21 protein-coding genes are annotated in these 22091 nt (G+C 67.5%); 6 read left to right on the forward strand and 15 right to left on the reverse strand.

Annotation, left to right across the window (positions count from 1 at the left end; genetic code table 11):
* Positions 1 to 237 precede the first annotated feature (237 nt).
* The 7 genes from ACK3BB_RS18120 to ACK3BB_RS18150 all read right to left on the reverse strand — a co-directional run bounded on the left by ACK3BB_RS18120 (position 238) and on the right by ACK3BB_RS18150 (position 6484).
* A complete protein-coding gene (locus ACK3BB_RS18120; RefSeq protein WP_428926041.1) occupies positions 238 to 2259 on the reverse strand; it encodes an acetyl-CoA carboxylase biotin carboxylase subunit in 2022 nt (673 codons plus the stop codon).
* A gap of 120 nt (positions 2260 to 2379) precedes the next feature.
* Complete coding sequence (locus ACK3BB_RS18125; protein WP_428926042.1) at positions 2380 to 2598, reverse strand: hypothetical protein; 219 nt, start codon at positions 2596 to 2598, stop codon at positions 2380 to 2382.
* A 130-nt stretch (positions 2599 to 2728) separates the two neighbouring features.
* Positions 2729 to 3088 carry a hypothetical protein gene (locus ACK3BB_RS18130; protein WP_428926043.1) on the reverse strand — a complete coding sequence of 120 codons (360 nt, stop codon included), beginning with the start codon at positions 3086 to 3088 and terminating at the stop codon, positions 2729 to 2731.
* Between the two features lie 138 nt (positions 3089 to 3226).
* Positions 3227 to 3370: a hypothetical protein gene (locus ACK3BB_RS18135; protein WP_428926044.1), complete on the reverse strand. Its 144-nt coding sequence runs from the start codon at positions 3368 to 3370 to the stop codon at positions 3227 to 3229.
* 214 nt (positions 3371 to 3584) lie between these two features.
* Entirely contained in the window at positions 3585 to 4301 is a 717-nt protein-coding gene (locus ACK3BB_RS18140) for a DUF6497 family protein (RefSeq protein ID WP_428926045.1), read from the reverse strand.
* Entirely contained in the window at positions 4294 to 4695 is a 402-nt protein-coding gene (locus tag ACK3BB_RS18145) for a RidA family protein (RefSeq protein WP_428926046.1), read from the reverse strand. The genes ACK3BB_RS18140 and ACK3BB_RS18145 overlap by 8 nt, the downstream gene beginning before the upstream one ends.
* Before the next feature lie 256 nt (positions 4696 to 4951).
* Complete coding sequence (locus ACK3BB_RS18150; protein ID WP_428926047.1) at positions 4952 to 6484, reverse strand: acyl-CoA carboxylase subunit beta; 1533 nt, start codon at positions 6482 to 6484, stop codon at positions 4952 to 4954.
* 217 nt (positions 6485 to 6701) lie between these two features.
* Here ACK3BB_RS18150 and ACK3BB_RS18155 point away from each other — a divergent pair, with 217 nt between their 5' ends.
* A complete protein-coding gene (locus ACK3BB_RS18155; RefSeq protein ID WP_428926048.1) occupies positions 6702 to 7919 on the forward strand; it encodes a multidrug effflux MFS transporter in 1218 nt (405 codons plus the stop codon).
* A gap of 298 nt (positions 7920 to 8217) precedes the next feature.
* Positions 8218 to 9618, forward strand: a complete 1401-nt coding sequence (locus ACK3BB_RS18160) for a helix-turn-helix domain-containing protein (protein ID WP_428926049.1) — start codon at positions 8218 to 8220, stop codon at positions 9616 to 9618.
* Between the two features lie 61 nt (positions 9619 to 9679).
* On the opposite strand, the gene ACK3BB_RS18165 is transcribed toward ACK3BB_RS18160, so the two are convergent.
* The 5 genes from ACK3BB_RS18165 to betI form a co-directional block, all read right to left on the reverse strand.
* Positions 9680 to 9922 (reverse strand): YdcH family protein, encoded by a 243-nt coding sequence (locus ACK3BB_RS18165; RefSeq protein WP_428926050.1) that lies wholly within the window; start codon positions 9920 to 9922, stop codon positions 9680 to 9682.
* A gap of 68 nt (positions 9923 to 9990) precedes the next feature.
* Positions 9991 to 11640 carry a choline dehydrogenase gene (gene betA, locus ACK3BB_RS18170; protein ID WP_428926051.1) on the reverse strand — a complete coding sequence of 550 codons (1650 nt, stop codon included), beginning with the start codon at positions 11638 to 11640 and terminating at the stop codon, positions 9991 to 9993.
* Between the two features lie 309 nt (positions 11641 to 11949).
* Positions 11950 to 13410, reverse strand: coding sequence for a betaine-aldehyde dehydrogenase (gene betB, locus ACK3BB_RS18175; RefSeq protein ID WP_428926052.1), 1461 nt, complete (start codon positions 13408 to 13410; stop codon positions 11950 to 11952).
* Between the two features lie 29 nt (positions 13411 to 13439).
* Positions 13440 to 14948, reverse strand: a complete 1509-nt coding sequence (gene betC, locus ACK3BB_RS18180) for a choline-sulfatase (RefSeq protein WP_428926053.1) — start codon at positions 14946 to 14948, stop codon at positions 13440 to 13442.
* Positions 14945 to 15517 (reverse strand): choline-binding transcriptional repressor BetI, encoded by a 573-nt coding sequence (gene betI / locus ACK3BB_RS18185; protein WP_428926054.1) that lies wholly within the window; start codon positions 15515 to 15517, stop codon positions 14945 to 14947. Before betI ends, betC begins: the two co-directional genes overlap by 4 nt.
* A gap of 199 nt (positions 15518 to 15716) precedes the next feature.
* Between betI and choX the strand changes: the two genes are divergently transcribed.
* From choX to choV, 3 genes are all read left to right on the forward strand, one after another.
* A complete protein-coding gene (gene choX, locus ACK3BB_RS18190; RefSeq protein ID WP_428926055.1) occupies positions 15717 to 16637 on the forward strand; it encodes a choline ABC transporter substrate-binding protein in 921 nt (306 codons plus the stop codon).
* Between the two features lie 114 nt (positions 16638 to 16751).
* Positions 16752 to 17585, forward strand: coding sequence for a choline ABC transporter permease subunit (gene choW, locus ACK3BB_RS18195; protein ID WP_428926056.1), 834 nt, complete (start codon positions 16752 to 16754; stop codon positions 17583 to 17585).
* Positions 17585 to 18610 carry a choline ABC transporter ATP-binding protein gene (choV, locus tag ACK3BB_RS18200; RefSeq protein ID WP_428926057.1) on the forward strand — a complete coding sequence of 342 codons (1026 nt, stop codon included), beginning with the start codon at positions 17585 to 17587 and terminating at the stop codon, positions 18608 to 18610. Before choW ends, choV begins: the two co-directional genes overlap by 1 nt.
* Before the next feature lie 385 nt (positions 18611 to 18995).
* On the opposite strand, the gene ACK3BB_RS18205 is transcribed toward choV, so the two are convergent.
* On the reverse strand, positions 18996 to 19412 hold the full coding sequence (locus ACK3BB_RS18205; RefSeq protein ID WP_428926058.1) for a winged helix-turn-helix transcriptional regulator: 417 nt from the start codon (positions 19410 to 19412) through the stop codon (positions 18996 to 18998).
* A 107-nt stretch (positions 19413 to 19519) separates the two neighbouring features.
* Between ACK3BB_RS18205 and ACK3BB_RS18210 the strand changes: the two genes are divergently transcribed.
* Complete coding sequence (locus ACK3BB_RS18210) at positions 19520 to 20266, forward strand: SDR family oxidoreductase (RefSeq protein WP_428926059.1); 747 nt, start codon at positions 19520 to 19522, stop codon at positions 20264 to 20266.
* A 94-nt stretch (positions 20267 to 20360) separates the two neighbouring features.
* Here the strand turns inward: ACK3BB_RS18210 and ACK3BB_RS18215 are convergent, their stop codons facing one another.
* Both ACK3BB_RS18215 and ACK3BB_RS18220 read right to left on the reverse strand, forming a co-directional pair.
* Entirely contained in the window at positions 20361 to 21266 is a 906-nt protein-coding gene (locus tag ACK3BB_RS18215; protein WP_428926060.1) for a DMT family transporter, read from the reverse strand.
* Between the two features lie 57 nt (positions 21267 to 21323).
* A complete protein-coding gene (locus ACK3BB_RS18220; RefSeq protein WP_428926061.1) occupies positions 21324 to 21923 on the reverse strand; it encodes a LysE/ArgO family amino acid transporter in 600 nt (199 codons plus the stop codon).
* Positions 21924 to 22091: the final 168 nt, after the last annotated feature.

The following is a 22091-nucleotide window of genomic DNA, read 5'->3' on the forward strand; positions in this document are numbered from 1 at the left end:
GGGCCAACTCACGGGCCAATTCACAGGCCAGCCCGCCAGCCAATTCGCAGGCCAACGCACCGCCCTGCCGGCCCGCCCAAATCTCCGTCGCCCGCGCTGCATGGCGCGCCCTGCCCTTCATCCGCCTCTTGTCGCCCGCAAGCCTAGGCCACAAGGATGAACAGCCGGTTTCCACGACCGCGTTCCACGGGCCGCCCGTCGCGCAGGCCCTGCGCGGGATATGAGCGGCCCGGTGGATCATTCGAATTCCATGATCACGTCATCCACGGCCAGGCTGTCGCCGGCCGCCGCGTTGATCTTTGAAATCACGCCCTTTTTCTCGGCCCTGAGGATGTTTTCCATCTTCATCGCCTCGACGGTGCACAGCGCCTGGCCGTCCTGCACCTCCTGGCCGACCTCGACATCGATCTTCACGATCAACCCCGGCATCGGGCACAGCAACAGCTTGGACGTGTCGGGCGGCAGCTTCTCGGGCATCAGCGCGGCCAGCTCGGCCTGGCGCGGCGTTCGCACATGCACCTTCGTGTCCGCCCCGCCCGTACGGATGCGGAAGCCCCCGGTGATCGGCTCGACCTTGAGCGTGAGCGGCGCGCCGTCCAGGTCAAGGACGGCAAGCGTCTGCCCCGGCGTCCAGTCGCTGGTCACCCGCAACGCCGCGCCATCGGCAAACTGCACCGTGGCGCCCTTGGGATCAGCCGCGATGCCCACGGCATAGTGCCTGCCCTGCAGCGTCACCACCCAATCGGTGCCCACGGTCCGCTCATGATTGTCCATCCGCCCCGAGACCCGCGTGCGCCGGATCTCGGCCACGCGGTTCATCGCAGCGGCCGCCGCGGCCACCCGCCGCAACACCGGCTCGGCCAGCTCGACCCCGTCGAACCCTTCGGGATATTCCTCGGCGATGAACGCCGTCGTCATGTTGCCCGCCACGAATTTCTCGTGGTCCATCACGGCGCTGAGGAACGGCAGGTTGTGCCCGATCCCCTCGACCTCGAAGGCATCCAGCGCCCCGCGCATCTCTTCGATGGCCGACAGCCGGTCGGGCCCCCAGGTGCAGAGCTTGGCGATCATCGGATCGTAGAACATCGAGATCTCGCCGCCCTCGTAGACCCCGGTGTCATTGCGGATCACCGCCGCCCCGGGCACCACGCCCGGCGCATAGCCCGCGGTTTCAGCCGGCGGCCGATAGCGTGTCAGCCGCCCGATCGACGGCAGGAAATTGCGATAGGGATCTTCGGCATAAAGCCGGCTTTCCATCGCCCAGCCGTTCAGTTTCACATCGTCCTGGGTGATCGTCAGCGGCTCGCCATTGGCCACCTTGATCATCTGTTCCACCAGGTCGACCCCGGTGATCAGCTCGGTCACCGGGTGTTCAACCTGCAACCGCGTGTTCATTTCCAGGAAGTAGAAATTCCGCTCGCCATCAACGATGAATTCCACCGTGCCGGCCGATGCATAGCCCACCGCCTTGGCCAGAGCACAGGATTGCTCGCCCATGGCCTTGCGCGTCGCCTCGTCCAGGAACGGCGAGGGCGCCTCTTCGATGACCTTCTGGTTGCGCCGCTGGATCGAACATTCGCGCTCGCCCAGGTAGATGCAATTGCCGTGCTGGTCGGCCAGCACCTGGATCTCGATATGGCGCGGCTGGGTGACGAATTTCTCGATGAAGATCCGGTCGTCGCCGAAGGAATTGGCCGCCTCGTTCTTCGAACTCTGAAAGCCCTCGCGCGCCTCCTCGTCATTCCAGGCGATGCGCATGCCCTTGCCGCCGCCGCCGGCGCTGGCCTTGATCATCACCGGATAGCCGATCTCGGTCGAGATCTTCACCGCCTCGTCGGCATCCTCGATCAGCCCCATGTAGCCCGGCACCGTCGAAACCCCGGCCTCCTGGGCGATCTTCTTGGACGTGATCTTGTCGCCCATGGCCTCGATCGCGCCCTTGGGCGGGCCGATGAAGGCCACGCCGGCGGCGTCCAGCGCCTCGGCGAACTTCGGGTTTTCCGACAGGAAGCCATAGCCCGGATGCACGGCCTCGGCCCCGCTGTCCTTGATCGCCTGCATGATCTTGTCGATCACGATATAGGACTGGTTGGCCGGCGGCGGGCCGATATGGATCGCCTCGTCGGCCATCTCGACATGCAGCGCGTTCTTGTCGGCATCGGAATAGACCGCCACCGTCGCGATGCCCATCTTGCGGGCCGTCTTGATGACACGGCAGGCGATCTCGCCCCGGTTGGCAATCAGGATCTTCTTGAACATGTCTGGTCCTTCGATTTCGAGGAGATCAAACGCAAGACACCGCCCCGGCCGGATCTGGCCAGGGCGGTGTCACGCATGCTGTCGGGGCGCCCGGTCAGGGGCGCGAAGGCAAGGGCAGGATCAGTTGCACTTGCCCGGGTTGGCTTCGCAATAGATGACGTTTGCGCCCGCACCCACGGCTGCCGTGGCAACCGGGTTGGCGCCCACGACGGCACCGCCGAGCGCGCCGGCACTGCCGCCCAGCAGGGCCTGCTGGCCGGTGGTTTCGCCGCATGCCGCGACGGCGCCACACAGGGCGAGAGTTGCAAGAACCGGTTTGATTGCCATTTTGACGGCCATGGAGATATTCCTTCTGTCTGCTTCGCGTCACCAACGCGTCGCATGACATAGGGTTCCATCGCCCCGCCTGACCATACGCGGGGTTCCGCCGCACGGCGGACATCCGCTCTTGCAAACCCCGCCGGCCGCATCACTCCCAGGCCCCCGCTTCGAAAGCCTCGGGAAAGGACACCCGCGCGACGGTCTCGTCGATGCGCAGCAGCGCGTCATAGCTTTCGGGATCAAAGGGATCCTCTGCCGCCAGCACCTCGCGCCCGAAGAGCCAGCTCAGCCGGCCGGCATCCAGGTTGCCCCGCTCGAACGGCGCATCGCCGAACTGGGCCCAGAGCGCGGCCATGAAGGCCGCATCGGCCCGCTTGTCGGCCGGCTTGCGGTCGCGGAACCGCTCGCGCGCGACCAGCCGGGTCACGCCCTTGGGGTTGGCCCGGCGCAGGGTGAACTGGTAATCGGTGCCCGGCATCCGGCCGGGAAATCCGCGGTGCTTCAGCATGCCGGCCACCATGGGCCGGGACGGCTCCCGGATCGGGCTGCGGATCGGATCGCGGGTCGCATCGCTGCATGGGCGACGGCCCCGCGCGGGGATGCGGTGCGGGCAGGCCCCGTGGCCCGCCCGCCCGCCAGTGCGGTCTTACTTGTACTTGCCGGTATAGACCGGTTCGGTCGAGATCGGCTCGGGCTCGATGACCACGAATTCCTCGGGTTCGTTGCTGGCGCAGGCTGCGACAGCGCCGATGAAGCCGGCCAGGGCCAGCAGCTTGATGGATTTGAACATGCCTTGCTCCTGCTCTTGTTGCTCGACGGCGCGGTCCGCGCCATTCGGGCCGGCCGCGCCATGTCGACTTGGGCCGCCTGGTTGCGGCCTTGGGCCAATCTAGCGCAGAACGCGGCGGAAATATACGCAATCGCCCGCGCGGGGCGCGGCTGTGACGGGAATGCCGCAAAGGCCGTCCCCTCCGCAAAACGTTGCGCAAGATATTGTGGATGCATCAGAATGCCTCCCAGATGCAGGTGCCATCCCGGTAGGTATAGGCTTCGAAATACTGGGTGGCCTCCGGCGCTTTCGTGCCGAATGCCACCGGGCGATCGGACAGCGACACGACGATGCGTGCCGGCTGGATCCGGTGGTGCGACAGGTAAGGCACCGCGACGGCGCTGCAAAGGTGATCCATGGCATCGGCCGCCGCATCGGGGCCGATATCCTGGCCCAGCTCGGGGGCCACGAAGCGAAACCGCGCCCAGAGCGCGCCCGGCGCCTCGTCGAGCAGCACGTCGACCAGCGCCACCTCGTGGCCCGACGGCACGTCGACCGGCACCGGATCGGCCTTTGCGAGGCCGGCCGACAGGGCCGGAAGAGCCAGCCCGGCCAGCACCACCCCCGCCCAGCGGCACCACCGGGCCCGCCGCGCCGGGTCCTCCAGCATCTCGCCGATCCGCGCTTCGGTCACCGCCCGCGGGCAGGCCCCGTCGACCGCCCCCCCGGCCGTCACCTCGACCCCGTCGTCCAGGTCGCGCACCTCGACCACCGGCGAAAACCCCCGCAGGTCCTTCAGCACGCGCCACAGGTCCTGGCGCACCTGCAGGGCCAGCCGTTCCTTGCGCATCTTCGGCAGCACCGTCCGCGCCGCCACGTCAAAGCGCACCGGCAGCCGCCGGGCCAGGACGTGGCGCCCGGGCGCCGTCACCACGTGCCAGCGGTCACGCATCGGGCCGCCTCGCCACGCAATCGACCTCGACCAGCGCGCCCACGGCCAGGGCCGTCACGCCCACCGTCGTCCGCGCCGGCCGCCGGTCGGCCGGGAAATAGCCCTGGTAGATCTCGTTGAACACGTCGTAATCCCGTTCGAATTCGGTCAGGTAGCCCCGGCATTGCACCACGTGCTCCAGCCCCAGCCCGACACCCTGCAGCACGATGCGCAGGTTCTCCATCACCGCCCGCGTCTGCGCCGCGATCCCCTTGGGCAGCGGCGCGTCCGGCGCCTGCGGATCGGTCGGCATCTGGCCGGTCAGGATCACCCAGCCATCCGTTTCCACCGCATGGCTGAACGGCGCCACCGGGCGCGGCCCTCCGGCGATCATGTGAAATTTCGGCTCGGCCATCTGCTGATCCTCCTGCGGGCCCTGCCCCGCCTGCGCCCCGGTTTGCCCCCGGTTCACCCCGGCGTCTGCCCGCGTACCGCCGCTTGCGCCTGGCGACCCTCTCGGGCCTTTCATCACCCCGGCCAGTCCCCCCGGTCGCCCCAGCGCCCCTGACGCTGCAGACCACCCTTGTCATCCTCCCGGGCAGCGGGGCCGGCCGCGCGGCCCGGATTGGCCGGGCCAGCCCCGCTCTTCTCCTCCCCGGAGACCTGTCCCGTCAGAGCGGGATGTTGTCGTGTTTCTTCCAGGGCTTCTCGACGCGCTTGTTGCGCAGCGCCGCAAAGGCCCGGCAGACCCGCCGCCGCGTGCCATGCGGCATGATCACGTCGTCGATAAAGCCCCGCTCGGCCGCGACAAAGGGATTGGCGAAGCGGTCCTCGTAATCCTTCGTGTGCTGGGCGATCTTGTCGGCATCGCCCAGGTCGGCCCGGTGGATGATCTCGGTCGCGCCCTTGGCCCCCATCACGGCAATCTCGGCCGTGGGCCAGGCATAGTTCACGTCGCCCTTCAGGTGCTTGGACGCCATGACGTCATAGGCCCCGCCATAGGCCTTGCGCGTGATCACCGTGACCTTGGGCACGCTGGCCTCGCCATAGGCAAAGAGCAACTTGGCCCCGTGCTTGATCACCCCGCCATATTCCTGGCTGGTGCCCGGCAGGAAGCCCGGCACGTCGACCAGCGTCAGGATCGGGATCTCGAAGCAATCGCAGAACCGCACGAACCGCGCGGCCTTGCGCGAGCTGTCGATGTCGAGACACCCGGCCAGCACCATCGGCTGGTTGGCCACCACGCCCACGGTCTGGCCTTCGAGGCGGATGAACCCGGTGATGATGTTGCCCGCGAAATCCTGCTGGATCTCGTAGAAATCGCCCTCGTCGGCGATCTTCAGGATCAGCTCCTTCATGTCGTAGGGCTGGTTCGGGTTTTCCGGCACCAGCGTGTCCAGCGACCTTTCCTCGCGGTCGGGGCTGTCGAAGAACGGCCGCACGGGCGGCTTTTCCCGGTTCGACGCGGGCAGCATGTCGACCAGCCGGCGGACCTCGGCCAGGGCTTCGACATCGTTTTCGAAGGCCGCATCGGCGACCGAGCTCTTTTTCGTATGGGTCGAGGCCCCGCCCAGCTCTTCAGCGGTGACCTGTTCGTTGGTCACCGTCTTCACCACGTCGGGCCCGGTGACGAACATGTAAGAGCTGTCCTTCACCATGAAGATGAAATCGGTCATGGCCGGCGAATAGACGGCGCCACCGGCGCAGGGGCCCATGATCACGCTGATCTGGGGCACGACACCGCTGGCGTCGATGTTGCGCTGGAAGACCTCGGCATAACCGGCCAGCGAGGCCACGCCTTCCTGGATGCGGGCGCCGCCGCTGTCGTTCAGGCCGATGACCGGCGCGCCATTGCGCATGGCCATATCCATGATCTTGCAGATCTTCTCGGCATGGGTTTCCGACAGCGATCCGCCGAAGACCGTGAAATCCTGGGAAAAGACATAGACGAGCCGGCCGTTGATCGTGCCCCAGCCGGTGATGACACCATCGCCGTAAGGTCGCTGGCCCTGCATGCCGAAATCGGTGCAGCGGTGGGCCTTGAACATGTCGAATTCTTCAAAGCTGCCCTCGTCGACCAACAGGTCGATGCGCTCGCGCGCGGTCAGCTTGCCCCGGCCGTGCTGGGCTTCGATCCGCCGGGCTCCTCCGCCCTGCCGGGCAGCGTCGCGACGGGCTTCGAGCTCCTCAAGAATGTCCTTCATCGGTCACACCTCTTCCCGTTGTTGGCCAGACCATACATGCTGCACCGCCGCATCCAAAGCGGGAAACGGCATATTTGCAAATAATTGCCACAAGCATGATTGCATAATGCAAATCAGCTAATTCACAGCCACGCCCCCGCCCTGCCCCGGCGCACCCACAGACGCACCGACAGACGCCGCGATAGACAAGCCCCGATTACAGGACTATGGCAACTGCATGTCAGATGCATCCATCACCTTCCTCGACCGCCGCTCGCCGCCGCATATCGCGACGCTGATCATCATGTGCGCGCTTTCGGCCCTGTCGATGAACATCTTCCTGCCCAGCCTGCCCAACATGACCGCCCATTTCGAAACGGATTACCGGGTCCTGCAACTATCCGTCTCGCTCTACCTCGGCGTGAATGCCGCCCTGCAGATCTTCATCGGGCCGATTTCCGACAAGCTCGGCCGGCGGCCGGTGGTTCTGGGCGGGTTCGCCCTGTTCTCGCTGGCAACGCTGGGCTGCATCTTCGCGCCCAATGCCACGGTCTTCCTGCTGTTCCGCATGTGCCAGGCGGTGGTCAGCGTCGGGCTGGTGCTCAGCCGGGCGATCATCCGCGACATCCACCCCCAGGACCGGGCGGCCAGCATGATCGGCTATGTCACCATGGGCATGGCCGTGGCGCCGATGGTCAGCCCGGCGGTGGGCGGGGCCCTGGATGCGCTGATGGGCTGGAAGGGCAGCTTCTGGTTGCTCTTCATCCTTGGCCTGCTGGTCGTCTGGCTCTGCTGGGCCGACCAGGGCGAGACGGCCCAGGTCACCGGCCAGACCTTCCGCGAACAGGTCCGCGAATATCCGGAACTTCTGACCTCGCCCCGGTTCTGGGGCTACGCCCTGGCCTGCGCGCTCTGCTCCGGCAGCTTCTTCAGCTATCTCGGCGGCGCCCCCTTCGTCGGCAGCGAGATCTTCGGCCTGTCGCCGCAATGGCTGGGCGTCCATTTCGGCGCCCCGGCGATCGGCTATTTCATCGGCAATTACCTGACGGGGCGTTATGCCCAGCAGGTCGGGATCAACCGCATGATCCTGTGGGGCTGCATGACCTGCGCCGGCGGCATGGCCCTGGCCCTGGGCATCTTCCTGGTCGGGGCCGGCTCGGCGCTGACCTTCTTCAGCTGCATGTCCTTCATCGGCCTTGGCAACGGCCTGGCCATTCCCAATGCCACGGCCGGCATGCTTTCGGTCCGGCCCCACCTGGCGGGCACGGCGTCGGGGCTGGGCGGGTCGCTGATGATCGGCGGCGGGGCGGCGCTGTCAGCCATTGCCGGCACCCTGCTTACCCATGAAACCGGGGCCTATCCGCTGCTGTGGATGATGCTGCTGTCGTCCCTTCTGGGGCTTTGCGCGGTGATCATGGTCATCCGCCGGGAACGCAGGCTCGCCCTGTCAACCTGAAGCCATCTCCCGGCCGTCCTGTCCGGCCGGATATTTGGAAAGAGAAAGAAGCAGCAACGCCCCGCCTGCCCCCGACGTCGCAATGGCGGCTGGCGGTGGGCACGGCTGCGTCATCCCGGCCCGCCCCGCCCGCCACCGGGCCGGACCGATGGCAGGCGGCGCGGACCTTCCTGCTTCTTTCTCTTTCCAAGTATTCCCGGGGGAGTCCTCCAACGGAGGACGGGGGCAGCGCCCCCATCTTGCCTCGCCGCCTTTGCAAACCTAAGGTCAGCCGACCCAACCTTTGCAAAGCCCGCTCATGGCCACACAGAAACTCTATGCCGGCGCCAAGCTGCGCGAGATCCGCACGCGGATGTCCCTCACCCAGAAGGACTTTGCCGCCAAGCTCGGCGTCTCGCTGCCCTATCTCAACCAGATGGAAAACAACAACCGGCCGGTCTCGACCACGGTTGTCCTGGCCCTGGCCCAGGAGTTCGGCATCGACGTCACCGAATTGTCGACCGGCGACAGCGAGCGGCTGGTCTCGGACCTGCGCGAGATCCTGGCCGATCCGGTCTTTGCCGACATCGCCCCGCCCATGGCCGACCTGCGCCTGACCGCCTCGAACGCCCCCGCCCTGGCCCGGGCCTTCATCGAGCTGCACCGGGCCTATCGCCAGACCCATGAACGGCTGGCCTCGCTGGACGAGGCGCTGGGGCGCGAGGATGCCCGGGTCCAGACCTCGCCCTGGGACGAGGTGCGCGATTTCTTCCACTATTGCGACAATTACATCGACGCCGTCGACCGCGCGGCCGAAAGCTTTGCCGGCCAGGCCGAGACCGCCGGGGGCATCGCCGCCCATGCCGAGGGCGTGCTGAACGACATGCGCATCGTCGTCGCCCTGGACGACATCGAGGACCTGCGCCGCTATGATCCCGAGACCGGCCGGCTGACCCTGTCGTCACGCGCCGCGCCGGAAACCCGGCTGTTCCAGCTGCTGCTGCAGCTGGCCCTGCTGCGCCAGGAAAAGCTGTTCGAGGCCACCCTGGATTTCGCCCGGTTCCAGAGCGAGGAAGCCCGGGCCATCGCCAAGATCGGGCTGGCCAATTACTACGCCGGCGCCGCCTTGATGCCCTATCGCACCTTCCAGCAGGCCGCCCAGGACTATCGCCACGACCTGGAACGCCTGTCGCGCCATTTCGGCGCTTCGATCGAACAGATCGCCCACCGGCTGTCGACCCTGCAGCGCCCGGGCGCCAAGGGCATTCCCTTCTTCTTCGTGCGCGTCGACCAGGCCGGCACAATCACCAAGCGCCATTCGGCCACCCGCCTGCAATTCGCCCGCTTCGGCGGGGCCTGCCCGCTGTGGAACGTGCACCGGGCCTTTGAAACCCCCGGCCGTTTCCTGCGCCAGCTGGCCGAAACGCCCGACGGCGTGCGCTATATCTCGATTGCCTGCGACGTGTCCAAGCCCGGCGGGGCCTTTGGCGCGCCGGTCCGGCGCTATGCCATCTCGCTGGGATGCGAAGTGCGCCATGCCGGCTCGCTGGTCTATGCCGACGGGCTCGACATGTCGAATGCCCGGGCCTTTGAGCCGATCGGCATTTCCTGCCGGATCTGCGAACGGCCCACCTGCCACCAGCGCTCGGTGCCGCCGCTGGAACGCCGGCTGACCATCGAATCCGACCGCCGCGGCGTGTTGCCCTACCAGGTGCGCTGACAGGCGACGGGGGCCGCGCGGGCCCCCGTTTTCCTCTTGATGCCGGGACGGTCCGCGCCGCTCAGGCGTGTTCCTTCAGGTAGGCATAGATCTCGTCCTTGAGCGCCGCGCGTTTCTTGCGCATCTCGCCCTCGGCCAGGTCTTCGACCGGCTCGATATTGGTCTCGGCCCGGTGCACCGCCCGGTTCAGCGCATGGTATTCCTCATGCAGCCGGGCGAAATGGGCATCCGAGCCTTTCAGGGCCTGGATCTGTTCGACCATGTCGGGGAATTCGTCGGCGAGTTCATGCGGGGTATGAGACATGTTCCAGTCCTTCCTCTTCAGTTCTGCATCACTCTAGACACCCGACCTATGCATCACCTTGATCCCGATCAACGTTGCGCATGCTGCCAATCCGGGTGGATCCACGCCCGGCGATTGGATTTCGGCAGGGGATCGCGCCCCAGCACGTGATCGGCCATCTTCTCGCCAGTCATGATCGACGGGCCGTTGAGATTGCCGTTGGTGATGCGCGGAAAGACCGAGCTGTCGGCCACGCGCAGCCCGTCGACACCGATGACCCGGCCCTCGGGATCGACCACCGACCGGGGATCGGTCGCAGCGCCCATCCGGCAGGTGCCGCAGGGGTGATAGGCGCTTTCGGCATGGTCGCGGATGAACCCGTCGAGATCGGCATCGCTCTGCAACGCCGCGCCGGGCTGGATCTCGTGCTTGACGTAGGGCTTGAAGGCCTCCTGGGCAAAGATCTCGCGGGTCAGGCGCAGGCAGGCGCGGAAATCGGTCCAGTCGTCGGGATGCGACATGTAGTTGAACCGGATGACCGGCGCGTCCTCGGCATTGCCCGAGCGCAGCCGCACGCGGCCCCGGCTCTTGGCGCGCATCGGCCCGACATGGGCCTGGAAGCCGTGGCCCTCGGCCGCGGCCTGGCCGTCGTAGCGCACGGCGATGGGCAGGAAGTGGTACTGGATGTCGGGATATTTCACCCCGGCCCGCGAGCGGATGAAGGCCGCGCTTTCGAACTGGTTCGACGCCCCCGGCCCCTTGCCCGTCAGCAGCCATTGCGCGCCGACCCGGGCCTTGCCCAAAAGGCTCCAGTACTTGTAGAGCGTGATCGGCTGGCTGGCCGCCATCTGGACATAGACTTCCAGGTGGTCCTGCAGGTTGGCGCCCACGCCCGGGCGGTCGGCGATCAGCGGGATGCCGTGTTCGGCCAGGTGGGCGGCCGGGCCGATGCCCGACAGCATCAGGATCTTGGGCGAATTGATCGACGAGGCCGCCAGGATGACCTCGCGCCGGGCCTTGATCGGCCCGCGCCCGGCCAGTTCGACCCCCGTGGCCCGGCCGTCCTCGATGATCACCCGGGTGACCAGCCCGCGGACCAGGTCGCAATTGTCGCGCTTCAGGGCCGGTTTCAGATAGGCATTGGCCGCCGACCAACGCCGGCCTTTCCAGACCGTCTGCTCCATCGGGCCAAAGCCTTCCTGCTGGCCGCCGTTGTAATCGTCGGTGACCTGGTAGCCCGCCTGCCGGCCGGCATCGACGAAGGCCGCGTGCAGCGGGTTCTCGCGGGTGCCCCGGGTGACATGCAGCGGCCCGTCGGTGCCGCGCCAGGACGGATCACCGCCATGGCCGCCGTCGTGCCAGCTTTCCATGCGCTGGAAATAGGGCAGCACGTCGGCATAGGACCAGCCGCGCGCGCCGCTTTCCGACCAGTGATCGTAATCCATCGCATGGCCGCGCACGTAGACCATGCCGTTGATCGACGACGACCCGCCGATGACCTTGCCCCGCGGGCAGGCCAGTTCGCGGTTGCCCAGGTGGGGTTCGGGCTCGGACCGATAGCCCCAGTCGTAGCGGGCCATGTTCATCGGGTAGCTCAGCGCGGCGGGCATCTGGATGAAGGGCCCGGCATCGGTGCCCCCGTGTTCGATCACCAGCACCGAGGCCCCGGCCTCGGACAGGCGATAGGCCATGGCACATCCGGCGCTGCCGGCCCCTACAATGACGAAATCGGCTTCCATCTCACGCCCTCGCGATCTGATCGGGTGTCTTGGTGTCGTGGCCCGGGTGGCACATCCACGGGCGGGACATCCACGGGCGGCACGTCAATGGCCGGTGCGTGGATGAGCGGCACGGCGACGGGCGGCACATGGAAGAGCCGCACGAGGATGAGCCGCCCAGCACCGGGCGGCACGTCGATGACCGGCACGACGATGACCGGCCCCGCCCCGACACCCGGTCGGGCCATGGCCGGCGAAACAGGGCGGCGCGCGGCCGCCCTGTCACTTGGAACGATGCGCGGCACCGCACATCACGGGCGGGCCCGGCGGTCAAAACGGCGCTTCCGGCTGGCCCATGCGCACGTAGACCGATTTCAGCTGCGAGTAATGCTCGATCGCCGCGCGGGCGTTCTCGCGCCCGACGCCCGACATCTTGACCCCGCCAAAGGGCATTTCGACCGGGGCGTCGTTGTAGGAATTGATGTAACAGGTCCCGGCCTCGAAGGCATCGACAACCCGGTGCGCGCGGGCCAGGTCGCGGGTAAACACCCCGGCGGCCAGGCCGAAGGGCGTGTCGTTGGCCCGGCGCAGGGCCTCGTCCTCGGTGTCGAAACCCAGCACCGACATGACCGGGCCAAAGATCTCTTCGCGGGCGATGGTCATGTCGTCGGTCACGTCGGCAAAGACCGTCGGCGGGAACCAGAAGCCCTCGCCCGCGATCCGCGTGCCCCCGGCGACCAGCCGCGCGCCTTCTTCCAGGCCCTTGGCCACGTAGCCTTCGACGATCTCCAGCTGGCGGGCCGAGGCCATCGGGCCGATATTGGTGGCCGGGTCCTGCGGATCACCGATCACCGCGCCCTTCAGCCGTTCGGCCAGCCGGGCCAGGAAGGGCTCGATCACCGCGTTCTGCACAAAGACCCGCGTGCCGTTGGAACAGACCTGGCCGGTGGAATAGAAATTGCCCAGGATCGCGCCCGAGACGGCGGCATCGATATCGGCATCCTCGAAGACCAGCAGGGGCGACTTGCCGCCCAGTTCCATGGTCACGTGTTTCATGCCGTCGGCGGCCGCGGCATAGACCTTGCGGCCGGTGGGCACCGAGCCGGTCAACGAGACCTTGTCGACGCGCGGATCGGTCACCAGCGCGGCGCCGACGGCGCCCATGCCCTGGACCACGTTGTAGAGCCCGGCCGGCAGCCCGGCCTCGTGCAGGATCTCGGCCACCTTCAGCGCGCAGAGCGGCGTGGTTTCGGAGGGTTTGAAGATCATCGCATTGCCGCAGGCCAGCGCCGGGGCGCCCTTCCAGCAGGCGATCTGGGTGGGATAGTTCCAGGCCCCGATGCCCACGCAGAGCCCCAGCGCCTCGCGCTTGGTATAGGCCCAGTCGCCGCCGGCCAGCGGGATGTGCTCGCCGGTCAGGGTCGCGGCCATGCCACCATAGTATTCCAGCGCATCGGCCCCCGAGGTCGCATCGACGACGCTGGTTTCCTGGTAGGGCTTGCCGGTGTCGAAGGTTTCCAGCACCGACAGGTCGTGGTTGCGCTCGCGCATGATCTCGGAGGCCCGGCGCAGGATGCGCCCGCGCTCGGTGCCCGACAGCGCGGCCCAGGCGGCCTGGGCGGCACGGGCCGAGGTGATGGCCTCTTCGATGATTGCCGGGGTGGCGGCATGGATGCGGGCGATCACGGCGCCGGTGGCCGGGTAGACCACCTCGATCAGGTCGCCGGCGCTGTCCTCGACATAGCGGCCGTTGATGAAATGGCTGGCGGGGGGTTGGGTGTCATAGGGCATGAAAGGGTATTTTTCCCAAGAAGAAGATGTCATTCGCCCCGGGGGAAGCGCTGGCTTTCCTCGAGGATGTTCAGGTCCATGTGGTTGCGCATGTAGCGTTCGGATGCCTGTTGCAGCGGCTGATAATCCCAGGGGTAATAGCCGCCCTGGCGCAGGGCTTCGTAGACCACCCAGCGGCGGGCCTGGCTGGCCCGGACCTCGGCATCATAGGCGGCCAGGTCCCAGCGCGCGTCGGCCATGGCGCGGAACGCGGCCAGCGTGTCGGCATGGGCCGGGTCGGTGGCCAGGTTGACCAGTTCGCGCGGGTCGGCGTCGAGATCGAAGAGCTGGTCGGGATCGAGCGCGCAGCGGATGTATTTCCACCGCCCCTGGCGCAGGCAGACCAGCGGGGCATAAGACCCTTCGGCGGCATATTCGATGGCCACCGGCGCGTCGCGCGCGACACCCCGGGCCAGGGGCACCAGGGTCTGGCCGTCGGTCCAGGGCGCGATCTCGGACATGTCGACCCCGGCCAGGTCACCCAGCGTGGGGGTGACGTCGATGGTGGAGACCGGCGTGTCCACCCGGCCCGGTTCCAGCCCCGGGGCCGAGATCATCAGGGGCACGCGGGCCGAGCCTTCGAAGAAGGACATCTTGAACCACAGGCCGCGCTCGCCCAGCATGTCGCCGTGATCGGAGAGGAACAGGATATGGGCCTCTTGCCGGGTGTCTTCGAGCACCTGCAGGATCTGGCCGATCTTGTCGTCGAGATAGGAGATATTGGCGTAGTAGGCCCGGCGCGAGCGGCGGACATCCTCGGGCGTGATGTCGAACTTGCGCCAGTCGTTGGCATCGAAGAGCCGTTTCGAATGCGGGTCCTGGGCGTCGTATCCCGGGTCGGGCACGACCGGGTCGAGATGGGCGCAGTCTTCGTAGAGGTCCCAGTATTTCCGGCGCGCGACATAGGGATCGTGGGGATGGGTGAAGCTGACGGTCAGGGCCCAAGGCCGGTCGTCCTTGCCGCGGGCCAGGTCGTAGAGCTTGGACGTGGCCATGTAGGCGACCTCGTCGTCATATTCCATCTGGTTGGAAATCTCGGCCACGCCGGCCCCGGTGACCGAACCCATGTTGTGATACCACCAGTCGATGCGCTCGCCCGGCTTGCGGTAATCGGGGGTCCAGCCGAAATCGGCGGGGTAGATGTCGGTGGTCAGGCGGTCTTCGAACCCGTGCAGCTGGTCGGGGCCGACGAAATGCATCTTGCCGCTGAGGCAGGTGTAATAGCCCGCCCGGCGCAGGTGGTGGGCATAGGTCGGGATGTCCGAGCGGAACTCGGCGGCATTGTCATAGACCCCGGTGCGGCGGGGCAGCTGGCCCGACATGAAGCTGGCCCGGCCGGGCGCGCAGAGCGGCGAGCCGGTATAGGCATTGGCAAAGCGCACCGAGCGGGCAGCCAGGCGCTTGAGGTTGGGCGCGTGCAGCCAGTCGGCCGGGCCGTCGGGAAACAGCGTGCCGTTGAGCTGGTCGACCATCAGGATCAGGAGGTTGGGCTGGGTCATGCGGGCTGGTCCTTGAGCATGGCAAGCACGCGCAGGGCGTGGTCGCAGGCGGCGCCGGGCGCCTCGGGATCGTTGAGCGCGGCGCGGATGTAGAGCCCGTCGATCAGCGCGGCCAGGGTATCGGCCGCGGCCTCGGGGGCGGGACAGAGCGGGCGCAGGGCATGGACCAGGTTCGAGCGCAGCCGGCGCTGGTAGATCCGCCAGAGGCGCAGGGCCTGGGGCTCGGTCTGGGCCAGGACATAGAAGGTCATCCAGGCGCCGATGCTTTCGGGCGCGAAGGAAGCCGGGGCAAAGGACGCCCGCACGATGGCCTCGGCCCGCTCACCGGCCGGGGTACCGGCCAGTTCCCGGCGCACCTCGGCGCCGTATTCGGTCAGGATGTGGCGCATCGCGGCCAGGAAGATCTGGGCCTTGCCGCCGAAGTAATGATGCGCCAGCGCCGAGGACATGCCGGCCCGCCGGGCGATCTGGCTGACGGTCACGTCCAACGACCCGGCCTGGCCGATCTCGGCGATCGTGGCCTTGACCAGGGCGTCGCGCCTGACGGGTTCCATCCCCAGCTTGGGCATGCGGTCTTCCTCTGCGCCCCCTGCCGGGGCCTTTTGCGTGACGTCTCCGAGCCCTTGCGCAGGCCCCGCCGGCCCGCCAAGGGGGCCCGGCACGCCCCCCGCAAGGGGCCGCGCGGGGGAGAGGGTAGGAAGCGTTTATTGACTCGTCAATCAATAAAAAATACCCTCCCCCGCAGACAAGAACAGGGAGACGACCAAAATGAAGCTGAAAACGACCCTTTCGGCGCTGGCTCTGTGCGCGGCGACCCCGGCCCTGGCCGATTGCACGGCGGTGACCTTTTCCGACGTGGGCTGGACCGACATCACCGCGACGACGGCGGCCACCACGGTGATCCTGGACGCGCTGGGATATGAAACCGACATCAAGGTGCTGTCGGTGCCGGTGACCTATACCTCGATGGCCGGGGGCGACATCGACGTCTTCCTGGGCAACTGGATGCCGACGATGGAAGGCGACATCGCCCCCTACCGCGAGGCCGGCACCGTCGACACCGTGCGGGCCAACCTGGAAGGCGCGAAATACACCCTGGCCGTGAACAAGGCCGCGGCCGACCTGGGCATCAAGGATTTCGCCGACATCGCGGCCCAGGCCGATGCGCTGGACGGCGAGATCTATGGCATCGAGCCGGGCAATGACGGCAACCGGCTGATCATGGACATGATCGAGGGCGATGCCTTTGGCCTGGCCGGGTTCGAAGTGGTGGAAAGCTCGGAACAGGGCATGCTGGCCCAGGTGGCCCGGGCCGACCGGCGCGGCGAGCCGATCGTCTTCCTGGGCTGGGAGCCGCATCCGATGAACGCCAATTTCGAGATGTCCTACCTGACCGGCGGCGACGATTTCTTCGGGCCCAACCTGGGCGGGGCGACGGTCTATACCAACACCCGGGCCGGCTATGTCGAAGAATGCCCGAACGTGGGCAAGCTGCTGGAAAACCTCGAATTCACGCTGGCCATGGAAAACGAGATCATGGCCGCGATCCTGGATGACGGCCAGGAGCCCTCGGCCGCGGCGACGGCCTGGCTGGCGGCCAATGCCGGCGCGCTGGACGGCTGGCTGGACGGCGTGACGACCGTTGACGGCGGCGACGCCATGGCGGCGGTGACCGCGGCGCTGCAGTAAGGCGCCCCACCCCAGCCAAGGGCGGCGCGGGCCCGATCCGCGCCGCCAGGAAAATCCCCGATTTTCCTGCAAAAATTCTGCGCAGAATTTTTCACCGCAAACGGCGAGGCATGCATGGACTGGTTGACCGAGAACAAGATCCCCGTGGGGAAATGGGCCAGCGCGGTCTTCGACTGGCTGCAGATGCACGGGGGCTGGTTCTTTGACGGGCTGTCCGACGTGATGGACCGGCTGATCGAAGGCATCCTCTGGGCGCTGGAAACCCCGCATCCGCTGGTCATCGTGGCGCTGTTCGCCGGGCTGACCTGGGGGCTGCAACGCAGCTGGAAGCTGGTGGCCTTTGTCGTGCTGGGCTTTCTCTTCATCCTCAACCAGGGCTACTGGGAAGAAACCCTGGAAAGCCTGACCCTGGTGCTGTGCGCCTGCATCGTCTGCATGGGCCTGGGCGTGCCCATCGGCATCGCCGTGGCCCACCGGCCCGGGCTGTACCGCGTGATGCGGCCGATCCTCGACCTGATGCAGACCCTGCCGACCTTCGTCTACCTGATCCCGGCCATCGTCTTTTTCGGCATCGGCATGGTGCCCGGGTTGATTGCCACGGTGATCTTTGTCCTGCCCGCGCCGATCCGGCTGACCCACCTGGGCGTGACCTCGACGCCCCAGGCCCTGCTGGAGGCCGCCCAGGCCTTTGGCGCCACGCCGTCCCAGACGCTGTGGAAGGTCGAGCTGCCCTTTGCCCTGCCGCAGATCATGACCGGGCTGAACCAGACCATCATGCTGTCGCTGTCGATGGTCGTCATCGCCGCGCTGGTCGGGGCCGACGGGCTGGGCGTGCCGGTGGTGCGCGCGCTGAACCAGGTCAATACCGCGCTCGGCTTCGAGAGCGGGTTCATCATCGTGGTCGTGGCCATCATGCTCGACCGCATTCTCAGGATGGAGCGCGACTGATGGGCACGGCTGTTTCCTTCGACAAGGTGTCGATCGTCTTCGGCGACCATCCCGACCGGGCCCTGCCCCTGATGGACCAGATGCAGGACCGCGCCGCGATCCAGGAGACCACCGGCCAGGTGCTGGGCGTGCACGATTGCTCGCTCAGCGTCGAACAGGGCGAGATCCTGGTGCTGATGGGCCTGTCCGGCTCGGGCAAGTCCACCCTGCTGCGGGCGGTCAACGGGCTGAACCCGGTGGTGCGCGGGGCGGTGCACGTGGACAGCGGCGACGGGCTGGTCGATGTCAGCCATGCCGATGCCGCCACGCTGCGCCGGATCCGGCTGTCGCGGGTGGCCATGGTCTTTCAGCAATTCGGCCTGCTGCCCTGGCGCAGCGTGCGCGAGAACGTGGGCCTGGGCCTGGAGCTGGCTGGCATGTCGCGCAAGGCCCGCGCCGAGCAGGTCGACCGCCAGCTCGACCTTGTGGGCCTGGGTGACTGGGGCGACCGCAAGGTCGGCGAGCTGTCGGGCGGCATGCAGCAGCGCGTGGGCCTGGCCCGGGCCTTTGCCACCGAAGCGCCGATCCTCTTGATGGACGAGCCGTTCTCGGCGCTCGACCCGCTGATCCGGGCGCGCCTTCAGGACGAGCTGATCGAGTTGCAGCAAAAGCTGGACAGGACGATCATCTTCGTCAGCCACGACCTGGACGAGGCCTTCAAGCTGGGCGACCGGATTGCCATCATGGAAGGCGGGCGGATCGTGCAGCACGGCACGCCCAAGGACATTTTCTCGCAGCCGGCCACCGATTACGTGGCCGATTTCGTGGCCCACATGAACCCGCTGGGCGTGCTGTCGGCGCGCGACGTGATGGAACCGGCCGAAGGCACGCCGCCGGCCACGGTCCCGCCGGGGGCCACGATCCGCGAGGTGATGGAAGCCGCCCAGGGCCACAGCGCGCCCGTCGGCGTGGTCGAAGACGGCGCCCTTCTGGGCCAGATCACGCGCAACGGCATCCTGGCCAAGCTGCTCGACCCGCGCGGCTAGCGCGGGGGGCAACGGGCCAGAGGCCTCCGGGGTCACAAGGCCTTCGTGGCCGCATGGCAACCGTGGCCGCAGGTCCTTCGTAGCCGCAGGTCCTCCGGGGTCACAGCGCTTTCGTGGCCGCAAGTCCTCCGGAGTCACAGCGCCTTCTTGGCCGCAGGACCTTTGTGGCCGCAGGGCCTCAATGCCCCGTCCGGCCTGCCCTCGGGCAGGTGGCCAAACCAGGCATCCTGACAATCGGCAAGGACATCCCCGAGACGCGCCATTGCACGGGGCCGACCGTTTTGACAAGCGCATGGATGGGCCCATGGCGCGCCCTTCCCCCTGACCCGCCGCGCATGTCGACCATGGCGGCCTTGTCGCCTGCCCCCAGACCCCGCCGGGTCCGTTACGTCGATGATCCCTCGGCCGCCATCCGCGCGGCATAGTCCTGGCGCGCCCGGTCGATCCTGTCGAAGTTCTCCTCGGCCCAGATCCAGACCCCGCAGAACGCCTTGCTCAGGCCCAGGCCAAGCTCGGTCAGCCGGTATTCGACCTTTGGTGGCACGACCGGATAGACCGTGCGGGTCACCAGCCCGTCACGCTCCATCGCGCGCAGGGTCTGGGTCAGCATCTTCTGGCTGATGCCCGTGCAGGCCCGGGACAGCTCGCCGAAGCGGCAGCAGTCGCGTTCGGTCAGGATCTCGATCAGCAGCATGGTCCACTTGTCGGCCACCCGGCCGATGATCTCTTCGACCAGGCGATCCACCGCGGGATCCGTCGGGCCAATGTCTTGCAGCTCGTCGCGCAGGGATTTCTCCGTCATCGGCTCCATACTCTCTTTTGGGTAAGTATAAATCTTTTGGGTGCCTACTTTCTCAACGACAGCAGCAGCGACATGTAAGGGCCATGTTACCAAGAGGACAAGACACCATGGCTCTTACCGATCGCACCATCCTGATCACCGGCGGCAATTCCGGCATCGGCCACGCCCTGGCCCGCGAGCTGCAGGCCCGGGGCAATCGTCTCATCATCACCGGCCGCAAGCAGGCCAGCCTGCAGGCCGTGCTGGACGACAACCCGGGCATGGCGGGTTATGTCCTGGACGTGACGGATGACGCGGCCCTCGCCGCCTTTCCGGCCAGGCTCATCGCCGAACATCCCGGGCTGGACACGGTCATCCTGAACGCCGGCATCATGGAGGCCGAGGATTACACGGCAACGCCGGTCGATCTGGACGTGGCCGAACGCACGATTGCCACGAACCTGACGGCGCCCATCCGGATGGCCGCAGCGTTCCTGCCCCATCTCCGGAGCCGCCCGCATGCGGCGCTGATCACGGTGTCCTCGGGGCTGGCCTTTGTGCCCAAGGCCGCGAACCCGGTCTATTCCGCGACCAAGGCCGCCATCCATTCCTGGACACAATCTCTGCGGCACCAACTGCGCGACACACCCGTCGATGTCCACGAGATCGCGCCGCCGCTGGTGGCGACCGACCTCACCCCGGGCCAGTCGCGCCTGGCCGCGGCGATGCCGCTGCAGGCGTTCACCGACGAGGTCATCGGCCTGCTGTCGCGCGACGACATTCCCGACGAGGTGCTGGTCAACCGCGTCGGCTTCCAGCGCAACGCCGAGGCCGAAGGCCGCTATGACGCCGCCTTTGCGATGATCAACGGCTGACGGGGCCAAGGCCGGTGGGCCGGTGGGCAGCCCCCGCCGGCCCGCGCACAGACCGGGGTCGGGCCGGTCCCCCCGCCCCGCCGGCACCAGGCCTTCAGAACTTGGTCGCCGGCACCGCCGGGGTCACGGCCCGGCGCTTCATCCGGGCTTCGCGCCAGGTGATGTAGCTGACTGCGCCCAGGATCACCGTGCCGCCGACGACCACCCAGATGTCGATCGGCTCGTGAAAGACCAACACGCCCAGCAACGTCGCCCAGATCAGCTGCAGGAAGGTCACCGGCTGGGTCACCGCCACCGGTGCGGCGGCCATGGCCAGGGTCATCGTGTAATGGCCGGCCGTCGCGAACAGCGCCACGCCCAGCAGGATGCCCAGCTCGGCCCAGGTCGGCCAGACCCAGGCCATCAGCGCCGCCGGGGCCAGGCCGATGGTCACCCAGACCGACAGCATGGCCACGACCAGCGCCGCATCGGCCCGGTCGGCCAGCACCTTGGCCAGCAGGTAGGAACAGCCGAAGGCCAGCGCCGTGACCAGCATGGCCATCTGCCCCGGCCCGACCTCGCGAAAGCCCGGGCGCAGGATGATCGCCGTGCCGACCAGCGCCGCACCCACGGCCAGGATGCGCCGCAGGGCCAGCGGCTCGCCCAGGAACAGCGCCGCGCCGATGGTCACGTAAACCGGCGAGAGGTAGTTCATCGCCGTGACCTCGGCCAGCGGGATGCGGGCCATGGCAAAGAACCAGAACCCCGCGCCCACCGCATGCACCAGCCCGCGCGCGGCAAACAGCATGTGCAGGCGGGGGGTGATCTCGCCCAGCTTCAGCCGGCCCAGCAGGGGCAGCAGCAGGATCAACCCGATGACATACCGCAGAAAGACCGATTCCACCGCCGGGATACGCGGGCCCAGCAGCTTGACCAGGGCGGTGACGGCAACGAAGCAGAGACCGGTGAGCAGCATCCAGAGGATACCCACCAGCGGACGTGAGGGGCGCAATTCGGGCATGGCCGTATCAACACCGGATTACATGCCCGGGGCAAGTGGATTACAGGGGCAAGTGCATTACATCAGCACGAGTTTCAGGGCGATGGCCCACATGACCAGGCCGATCAGCGCGTCCAGCACCTGCCAGGCCCGGGGCCGGGCAAACAGCGGGGCCAGCGCCCGGGCGCCGTAGCCCAGGCCGAAGAAGAAGACAAAGCTGCCGGTCGTGGCGCCCAGGGCAAAGCCCGTGGCGCTGGGGTACTGGGCCGAGACCGAGCCCAGCAGGACAACGGTGTCCAGGTAGACATGGGGGTTGAGCCAGGTCAGGGCCAGGATGGTCAGCAGCACCGGGCCCAGCTTGGCGGCCTCGCGCCCGGCAGCCTCCAGGGCTTCGCCCCCGCGCCAGGCGCTGAGCAAGCTGCGCGCACCGTAGACCAGCAGGAAGGCCGCTCCGCCAAAGCGCATGGCCTGGGCGAACCAGGGCCACATCTCGGCCAGGGCGCCAAAGCCCGACACCCCGGCGATGATCAGCAGGGCGTCGGAGACCGCGCAGGTCAGGCAGACCCAGAACACGTGCTCGCGCCGCAGGCCCTGGCGCAGGACAAAGGCGTTCTGCGCACCGATTGCAAGGATGAGGGACAGGCCAAGCGCCATCCCCGCCAGGTAGGACGCCATCATGCCCCGTTCCTCCGTCAGACCGTCCGCAGGTACCAGCGCCGGACCGCTGCGTCCAGATCCTCCGCCCGATCGGTCCCCGCCCGACGCGGCCCGTTGTTGGCCCGCCCGATCGCCCGACACCTTGGGCTGGCAAAGGCCCAACGCCTTACCCGGCAATCGCCCGACATC

The organism is Marinibacterium sp. SX1 (genome assembly GCF_050389775.1).
GTDB lineage: Bacteria > Pseudomonadota > Alphaproteobacteria > Rhodobacterales > Rhodobacteraceae > Marinibacterium.

Bases quoted from the DNA above. Each gene is read 5' to 3' on its own strand.
- ACK3BB_RS18155 (WP_428926048.1), top strand. From the start codon at position 6,702: ATGTCAGATGCATCCATCACCTTCCTCGACCGCCGCTCGCCGCCGCAT.
- betB (WP_428926052.1), bottom strand. From the start codon at position 13,410: ATGCCCTATGACACCCAACCCCCCGCCAGCCATTTCATCAACGGCCGC.
- choV (WP_428926057.1), top strand. From the start codon at position 17,585: ATGGGCACGGCTGTTTCCTTCGACAAGGTGTCGATCGTCTTCGGCGAC.
- betC (WP_428926053.1), bottom strand. From the start codon at position 14,948: ATGACCCAGCCCAACCTCCTGATCCTGATGGTCGACCAGCTCAACGGC.
- ACK3BB_RS18150 (WP_428926047.1), bottom strand. From the start codon at position 6,484: ATGAAGGACATTCTTGAGGAGCTCGAAGCCCGTCGCGACGCTGCCCGG.
- ACK3BB_RS18135 (WP_428926044.1), bottom strand. From the start codon at position 3,370: ATGTTCAAATCCATCAAGCTGCTGGCCCTGGCCGGCTTCATCGGCGCT.
- choX (WP_428926055.1), top strand. From the start codon at position 15,717: ATGAAGCTGAAAACGACCCTTTCGGCGCTGGCTCTGTGCGCGGCGACC.
- ACK3BB_RS18125 (WP_428926042.1), bottom strand. From the start codon at position 2,598: ATGGCCGTCAAAATGGCAATCAAACCGGTTCTTGCAACTCTCGCCCTG.
- betA (WP_428926051.1), bottom strand. From the start codon at position 11,640: ATGGAAGCCGATTTCGTCATTGTAGGGGCCGGCAGCGCCGGATGTGCC.
- betI (WP_428926054.1), bottom strand. From the start codon at position 15,517: ATGCCCAAGCTGGGGATGGAACCCGTCAGGCGCGACGCCCTGGTCAAG.
- ACK3BB_RS18165 (WP_428926050.1), bottom strand. From the start codon at position 9,922: ATGTCTCATACCCCGCATGAACTCGCCGACGAATTCCCCGACATGGTC.
- ACK3BB_RS18130 (WP_428926043.1), bottom strand. From the start codon at position 3,088: ATGCTGAAGCACCGCGGATTTCCCGGCCGGATGCCGGGCACCGATTAC.
- ACK3BB_RS18210 (WP_428926059.1), top strand. From the start codon at position 19,520: ATGGCTCTTACCGATCGCACCATCCTGATCACCGGCGGCAATTCCGGC.
- ACK3BB_RS18215 (WP_428926060.1), bottom strand. From the start codon at position 21,266: ATGCCCGAATTGCGCCCCTCACGTCCGCTGGTGGGTATCCTCTGGATG.
- ACK3BB_RS18220 (WP_428926061.1), bottom strand. From the start codon at position 21,923: ATGATGGCGTCCTACCTGGCGGGGATGGCGCTTGGCCTGTCCCTCATC.
- ACK3BB_RS18160 (WP_428926049.1), top strand. From the start codon at position 8,218: ATGGCCACACAGAAACTCTATGCCGGCGCCAAGCTGCGCGAGATCCGC.
- ACK3BB_RS18145 (WP_428926046.1), bottom strand. From the start codon at position 4,695: ATGGCCGAGCCGAAATTTCACATGATCGCCGGAGGGCCGCGCCCGGTG.
- choW (WP_428926056.1), top strand. From the start codon at position 16,752: ATGGACTGGTTGACCGAGAACAAGATCCCCGTGGGGAAATGGGCCAGC.
- ACK3BB_RS18120 (WP_428926041.1), bottom strand. From the start codon at position 2,259: ATGTTCAAGAAGATCCTGATTGCCAACCGGGGCGAGATCGCCTGCCGT.
- ACK3BB_RS18140 (WP_428926045.1), bottom strand. From the start codon at position 4,301: ATGCGTGACCGCTGGCACGTGGTGACGGCGCCCGGGCGCCACGTCCTG.
- ACK3BB_RS18205 (WP_428926058.1), bottom strand. From the start codon at position 19,412: ATGACGGAGAAATCCCTGCGCGACGAGCTGCAAGACATTGGCCCGACG.